This is a genomic window from Cellulomonas sp. P5_C6 (genome assembly GCF_054049635.1).
The window spans coordinates 1-6669 of the sequence record NZ_JBFULZ010000215.1; the positions used below are offsets into that span (position 1 = coordinate 1).

A 6669-nucleotide genomic window follows, 5' to 3' on the forward strand; every position below is an offset into this window, starting at 1 on the left:
TTCAACGCGGGCGCCGAGAGGCTTCTCGGCTACGGGCAGGGCGAGGTCGTGGGCCGGATGCGCCTGACCGAGTTCCACGACCGCGACGAGCTGGAGGCCCGCCGCGCGCTCCTGTTCGACGACGACTCGGCCGCCGACAACCCGCAGGTGCTCGTCGACGCCCTGGTGKCCCCCGCGCTGGCTGGGCGGCCCGAGGTCCGCGACTGGACGTACGTCGCGCGCGACGGCGTGCGGATGACGGTCCGGCTGGCCGTGACCCGGCGCACCGAGGCGGACGGGGCGACCATCGGGTACGTCGTGGTCGCCACCGACGTCACCTCCGAGCGCGAGGCCGCGCGGCTGCAGGACGAGTTCGTCAGCCTGGTCAGCCACGAGCTGCGCACGCCGCTGACCTCCGTGCTGGGCTACCTCGAGCTGCTCACCGACGGCACCGACCCGCTGACCGACGAGCAGCGCGAGTACCTCACGGTGATCGAGCGCAACGCCCGGCGCCAGCTGCGGCTGGTCGGGGACCTGCTGCTCAGCGCGCAGGTCGACGCCGGGCGCTTCGCGATCTCGCCGCAGCGCATCGACGCCGCCGACATCGTGCGGGCCTCGGTCGCCGCGGCGGCCCCCGCGGCCGCGGCGGCGGGCGTCACGCTCGTCCCTTCCGTGGCGCCGACCGTGCTCGACGCCGACCCGGTCCGCCTCGCGCAGGCGGTCGACAACCTGGTCTCCAACGCGATCAAGTTCACGCCGTCCGGTGGCACCGTCCGGATCGGCGTCGCGCCGGAGGGCGAGGGAGTTGGCTCCGGCGCCGTGATCGTGGTCGCCGACACCGGCATCGGCATCCCGCCCGACGAGCTCGCGCATCTCACCACGCGGTTCTTCCGGGCGTCGTCGGCCACCCGTCGGGCCATCCCCGGCGTGGGCCTCGGCCTGTCCATCACGAAGGCCGTCATCGACGCGCACGGCGGGAGCCTCGAGATCACGAGCACGCTGGCCGAGGGCACGACGTTCACCATGACGTTGCCCGCCACCCCGCCGGGCTGACGTACCCGCCCGTCACTTCGGACATCTCCGGATGTATCAGGCGGCCCCGGCCGGTCCCCTTCTGCCCGTGCGCCGAACGACGGCGCGGACAGGAAAGGGCTCGACCATGACCATCCTCAGCTCGCCGATCGGTGCGGACTACCGTCCCGCCACCGCAGCGGCCGTGCAGGCGCTCGCCGACTCCGGTGTCCCGGTGCACCTGCCCGGCACCGAGGCGTACGCCGCCCTCACGGGCACCAGCAACATCACCAAGGCGATCCGCCCCGCGGCCGTCGTCGCCGCGCGGGGCCCGGACGACGTCAGCCACACGCTGCGCCTCGCCGCCACCGCCGGCCTCCGCGTCGCCGTCCAGAGCACCGGCCACGGTGCCACGGAGACCATGGAGGACGCGATCCTGGTGAGCACCGTCGCCCTCGACGAGGTGACCGTGCACGCCGAGGAGCGCTGGGCGCGCATCGGCGCCGGCGTGAGGTGGGCGGCCGTCCTCGAGGCCTGTGCGCCGCACGGGCTCGCCGGCCTGGCCGGGTCGTCGCCGGACGTGGGCGTCGTCGGCTACCTCACGGGCGGGGGCCTCGGCCCGGTCGCCCGCACCCACGGCCTCGCCTCGGACACCGTCCGGGCGTTCGAGGTCGTCACCGGCGACGGCGTCGCGCGCCGCGTCACCGCCACCAGCCACCCGGACCTGTTCTGGGGCCTGCGCGGTGGCAAGGGCACGCTGGGCATCGTCACCGCAGTCGAGATCGACCTGCTCGAGCAGGCGTCGCTGTACGCGGGCGCCCTGTGGTTCGACGGGGCCGACGCCGACGCGGTGGTCCGGACGTGGAGCCAGTGGTGCGAGCTGCTGCCGGAGGAGGGGACCACCTCGATCGCCGTCATGCGCCTGCCCGACCTGCCGATCTTCCCCGAGCCGCTGCGGGGGACGACCTCGGTCTCCGTGCGGTTCGCCTGGACCGGCGACCCGGCCGTCGGCGAGGAGATGGTCCGCGCGATCCGCTGCCTCGCCACGCCGCTCATCGACACCGTGCGGGTCATGCCGTACGCCGCACTGGGTGACGTGCACACCGACCCGATCGACCCGATGCCCCTGCACGAGCACCACAGCCTGCTGGACTCGTTCGACCTCGACGCCGCCGACCGGCTGCTCGAGCTGGTCGGCCCGGACGCGCAGTGCGCGCAGGCCATGGTCGAGGTGCGTCAGCTGGGCGGCAAGGTCCGCGACGACCGCGGGACGCCCAGCGCCTTCGCGCACCGCGACGCGGGGTTCTCGCTCTTCACGCTCGGGGTGATGATCCCGGAGATCGCGCAGATCGTGACCCGGGACACCGCGCGGGTGCACGCGGGGATGGAGCCGTGGATGCGGGAGGGCGGGCTGCCCAACTTCACCGACACCGCGGGACCGCAGTGGGCCGAGCGGGTCTTCACGCCCGAGGTGGCGCGTCGCCTGCAGACCCTGTCGATGGTCTACGACCCCGACGCCGTGCTGCTCGCGGCGCGGGGCGTGCGGTCCTGACACCGGCCGCGCTCGGCCGTGATCCCTACGGGGTCGTGGCCGGGCTCTGCTGGACGGAGAACGTGACCGACATCTCGGCACTGTCCGTGAACTGCGCCGAGGTGGACCCGACGAGCGGGCTGAGCAGTGCGGCCACCGCGAAGGCGACGGCGATCCCGAGCCGGACGAGACCGGCACGGTCGACGGTGAAGAACCCGCGTCGCGGCATGTCGTCGTCCGTGGGCTCAGTCGAGGAGGAGCTCATCAACCCTCCTGTCCTGGTTCTCGTCGGCGGGGCGGCTGCGGCGCGATCGGCGTCCGTCGCCGATCGCGAGCAGCTCGAGCGTAGCGAGCGCGACGAGCGGCGGGACGAGCATCACCGCACGACCTTGCGGCGATCCGGCCCACTGCAGGACCCAACCCCAGCCCTTGTGCACAGCCAGCTGCACCCCGCGGATCCGGGTGATCGGCGTCGCGTTGACGTCGGGGTCCTGGTTGGCGTCGCCCTTCGTGATCACGTAGGACTTGGTCATCTCGTTCCCGGCGGCGTCGAGCTTGGGCACCATGTTGCCCGTCGCCTCGTCCTGCCGGAGGTCCGGGAGCTTGCGCAGCGCGACGATCCGGTGCGTGACCAGCTCGCTCGAGCCCATCGGCCAGAACGAGATGATCTGGCCCACCTTGAGGTCGGACTCGTCGGAGATGGCCCGCAGGACCACGGCGTCCCCGGCGTCGAACTTCGGCGCCATCGAGCCAGACGTCACGATGAGGAGGCGCTGGTGGTGCACCTGGAACCAGAGCGGGACCGCCAGGGAGACCGCGTAGGCCGCGCCGCACACGACGATGACGGTCCACAGGGCGACCCCCAGGAGCCGGCGCCAGGTCGGCTTCGGGGCGCGAGACCGCCGCCGACCGAGCACGCGCGGCGCGCGGCGGTCGACGGCGGGGGCGTCTCGTTGCCCGTCCGACCAGGAGGCCATCGGATCAGGGGTTGTTGGCTGTCTGCTCGGCGTTGAAGATCACGTCAAGCGTCACGGCGGTGTCCTGGAACTCGTTCGTCGAGTCGCGCGGGAAGTCGACCTTGAAGCAGAGCCACTCGGTGCCGCCGGCGGGCAGCGAGCGGTCTCCGTCGTTGCCGCCCTCCGTGTTGTCACCGACCAGGGCCGTGGCGGTGTCGGGCCACCCCGTCACGCCGTCGAGCGGTGTGAGCCTGACCGGGTCGATCGGAACGGTCGTCGGGAAGGTCGTGGCCGTGCACTGCGCCGACGGGAGCGCGAAGACGCTCAGTCGCAGCACGCTGCGCAGGTCGCCCGTGGTCGGGACCGGGTCGAGGTCCGGCGCGGGGACCGAGTCCGTGGCGGTCTCGGCCTTGTAGTAGATGGCGTACCTCAGCGCGAGGGAGCCGTTGCTCTGGACCTCGAGGGGGACGTACGTGGAGTCCCCGGGCGCCAGGTTCTGCGGCGTGAACGTGAACGGGGCGCTCGCGCCGATCTGGAGATCGACCGTGCCCGTCTCGATCTTGGCCGACGTCGAGTCGTTGTCCGTGAAGATGGCGGACGTGGTGAGGGTCGTCGCTCCGATGGCAGCCAGGCCGACGATCGCGACCGTGGTCCAAAGACGACGACGACGCGGCGCGTCGCGGTGCACCGGAGCCGGGTCGATCATCTCCTGCAGCAGGTCGTCCATCATGAGGAAACCCTCCTTGGGCCGATAGTCGAAACTGTTGCATCGACATCACGCGGCCCGACTTGAGCCGAAGGCACGATACTCACCCGTTCGTGTTCTCTGCGCCGGGCGTCCGTGGCGGGCGTACGTGGCGGGTGCTCACGCGCGGGCCGGCGAGCGCGACGCTGCCCCGGCTGCCACGTCCGCGGCGGGGCCGTGGGACCGACTGCGTCAGCGGCAGGTCGGCCGCGGGCACGGCCTGCGAGTAGAGGAATCCCTGGGCCTGGTCGACGCCGAGCCGGCGCAGGATGGCGGCCGTGGCCTCGTCCTCGACGCCCTCGGCAACCACCCGCAGGTCGAACGAGTGGGCCAGGTCCACCATGGCCTGCACGACGACCTCCGAGCCCTCCCGGCCGTCCGCGCCGAGGTCGGCCACGAACAGCCGGTCGATCTTCAGCTCGTCCACGGGCAGGTCCCGCAGCTGGGAGATCGACGTGTTCCCGATGCCGAAGTCGTCGATGGCCACCCGGATCCCCAGCGCGCCGAGCCGCTCGAGCACGGGCACCACCCGGGAGGGGTCGGCCACCAGCGCCGTCTCGGTGATCTCGACCTCCAGCAGGTCGGGCGGCACGGCGTGCTCCTCGAGGAGCGACTCGATGAGGTCGACCACGGCGGCCGTCGTGACGTCGTGCGCCGAGAGGTTGACGGCGACGGGCGTGGCCCGGCCCTCCTCGCGCCAGGCCGCCAGCTGCGTCACGCACTCGGTGAGGGCGTAGCGCGTGACGTCGTGGATGAGGCCGGACTGCTCGGCCAACGGGATGAACGTGGTGGGCGGCAGGACCCCGCGGGTCGGGTGGACCCAGCGCATCAGCGCCTCGAGCCCGACCGTCCGGCCCGTCTCCAGCTCGATCTTCGGCTGGTAGTGCATCCGCAGCTCGCGCGGCGCGTCCGGCCCGGGGGTCAGCGCGCGGTGCAGGTCGCCCAGCAGCACCAGGCGGGCCGGCGACGAGTCGTCCTCGTCGGCCGAGTAGACCGAGACACCCGTGCGGTGGTGCTTGGCGGCGTACATGGCGACGTCCGCGGTGCGCATCAGCGACGACGGGTCGGTGGCGTGGTCCGGCAGGCACGCGACGCCCACGGACGTGTCCACGTGCAGGGGCAGCTCGCCCAGCATGAACGGCGGCACGAACAGGCCGCGCACCCGGCGGGCCAGGCGCTCGGCGTTGGCCACGGAGCGCACGTCGGGCAGCAGGATCGCGAACTCGTCGCCACCCAGGCGGGCCACGATGTCATCGTCGCGCAGCGCGCCGCGCAGCCGCTCCGCCACCTGCTCCAGCAGCTCGTCGCCGCGGTCGTGGCCGAGCGAGTCGTTGATGTCCTTGAACCGGTCGATGTCGAGCAGCATGAGGCCGACGCGCGAGCCGGTCTCCTCCGCCTCGAGGATGGTCCGCCGCATCCGCTCGGCGAGCATGCGCCGGTTGGGCAGGCCCGTCAGCGAGTCGAGCAGGGCGAGCCGGGCGTTCTCCAGCGCGGTGGCCTGCAGCCGTCGCGACGCGGTGAAGACGGTCCGGAAGAGCACGAGCCACAGGGCCAGCAGACCGAGGCCGACCACCAGCGACACCGTGCGCACCGCCCGCGCGAGAGCCGTGCTGGCCGCGGTGTGGTCGAGCATGACCTCGGCTGCGCCGACGATCTTCTGCCCGTTCGTCGGGCGGTCGGGGTCGAAGGTGTCCTCGGCGTGCACCGGCACGTAGACGTCCAGCACCTGCCGTTCGGTGCCGCCCGTGGCGTCGTCGCCGCGGACGTCGGTGATGACCTGCGCGTTGGAACCACCCTGCGTGGTCACCAGGTCGAGCCGGGCCCCGTCCGGGAACCCCGTCGTGGTGCCCGCCGCCGAGCTGTAGATGAGCGACCCGTCGAGGGCCCACAGCCGCAGCTCCACCAGCCGCTCCCCGAACCCGGCCGTGGCAGCCTTCACGGTGTCGGACTGCGCCGGCGTGAGCACGTCCGGCGCGAGGAACGAGTCGGTCGGCACGGAGGCCGTCGCGTAGGTCTGCACGGTCTGCGCCGTCGCGGTGCCGTCGTTGATGGCCTGCTGCCCCATGACGCTCCACGTCACCCAGACCAGGGCGAGTCCGAGCACGGCCATGGCCACGCTGCTGATGACCGCGAACGAGCGGGTCAGCGGCCAGCGACGGCGGGTGGCTCTTGGCACGTGGGACCTCACGAGCTGGTGCGAGCACGGGTCGGGAGAGGGTCCGCGCTGAGGCGAGAGTATGCGGTACATCCGCCCAGGAGCGACACCCCAGGTCAGAGATTCGTCCCGGCGCGTCGGGAACGTCCCCAGCCCGTGCGCGGTTGCACCGGACGCCAACAATCTGGAGGATCCGATGACGTACGAGGTGACCAAGACCGACGAGCAGTGGGCCCTGGAGCTCCAGCCCCAGGAGTTCGCGGTCCTGCGTCGGGCCGGGACCGAGCGGGCG

The 6669-nt window shown here is 72.5% G+C and carries 6 protein-coding genes and 1 pseudogene; 3 read left to right on the top strand and 4 right to left on the bottom strand.

The window, feature by feature from the left end; translation table 11 throughout:
* Both ACXJKG_RS18165 and ACXJKG_RS18170 read left to right on the top strand, forming a co-directional pair.
* On the top strand, positions 1-1032 hold a 1032-nt coding region (locus tag ACXJKG_RS18165), incomplete at its 5' end, for a sensor histidine kinase (RefSeq protein WP_456847146.1).
* A 106-nt stretch (positions 1033-1138) separates the two neighbouring features.
* Entirely contained in the window at positions 1139-2542 is a 1404-nt protein-coding gene (locus ACXJKG_RS18170) for an FAD-binding oxidoreductase (RefSeq protein WP_456847147.1), read from the top strand.
* 25 nt (positions 2543-2567) lie between these two features.
* Here ACXJKG_RS18170 and ACXJKG_RS18175 read toward each other — a convergent pair whose 3' ends face one another.
* The 4 genes from ACXJKG_RS18175 to ACXJKG_RS18190 form a co-directional block, all read right to left on the bottom strand.
* Positions 2568-2786, bottom strand: coding sequence for a hypothetical protein (locus ACXJKG_RS18175; protein ID WP_456847148.1), 219 nt, complete (start codon positions 2784-2786; stop codon positions 2568-2570).
* Positions 2767-3498, bottom strand: a complete 732-nt coding sequence (locus ACXJKG_RS18180; protein ID WP_456847149.1) for a signal peptidase I — start codon at positions 3496-3498, stop codon at positions 2767-2769. Before ACXJKG_RS18180 ends, ACXJKG_RS18175 begins: the two co-directional genes overlap by 20 nt.
* Positions 3499-3502: 4 nt before the next feature.
* On the bottom strand, positions 3503-4207 hold the full coding sequence (locus ACXJKG_RS18185; protein WP_456847150.1) for a TasA family protein: 705 nt from the start codon (positions 4205-4207) through the stop codon (positions 3503-3505).
* A 79-nt stretch (positions 4208-4286) separates the two neighbouring features.
* A complete protein-coding gene (locus ACXJKG_RS18190) occupies positions 4287-6398 on the bottom strand; it encodes a putative bifunctional diguanylate cyclase/phosphodiesterase (protein ID WP_456847151.1) in 2112 nt (703 codons plus the stop codon).
* A gap of 175 nt (positions 6399-6573) precedes the next feature.
* Between ACXJKG_RS18190 and ACXJKG_RS18195 the strand changes: the two are divergent.
* Positions 6574-6669: pseudogene (locus ACXJKG_RS18195) on the top strand (peptide-methionine (R)-S-oxide reductase MsrB); the annotation flags it as partial.

What these genes read in the sequence shown, in the direction of transcription:
- ACXJKG_RS18175 (WP_456847148.1), bottom strand. Translation starts at nt 2,786, where the DNA reads ATGAGCTCCTCCTCGACTGAGCCCACGGACGACGACATGCCGCGACGC.
- ACXJKG_RS18170 (WP_456847147.1), top strand. Translation starts at nt 1,139, where the DNA reads ATGACCATCCTCAGCTCGCCGATCGGTGCGGACTACCGTCCCGCCACC.
- ACXJKG_RS18185 (WP_456847150.1), bottom strand. Translation starts at nt 4,207, where the DNA reads ATGATGGACGACCTGCTGCAGGAGATGATCGACCCGGCTCCGGTGCAC.
- ACXJKG_RS18180 (WP_456847149.1), bottom strand. Translation starts at nt 3,498, where the DNA reads ATGGCCTCCTGGTCGGACGGGCAACGAGACGCCCCCGCCGTCGACCGC.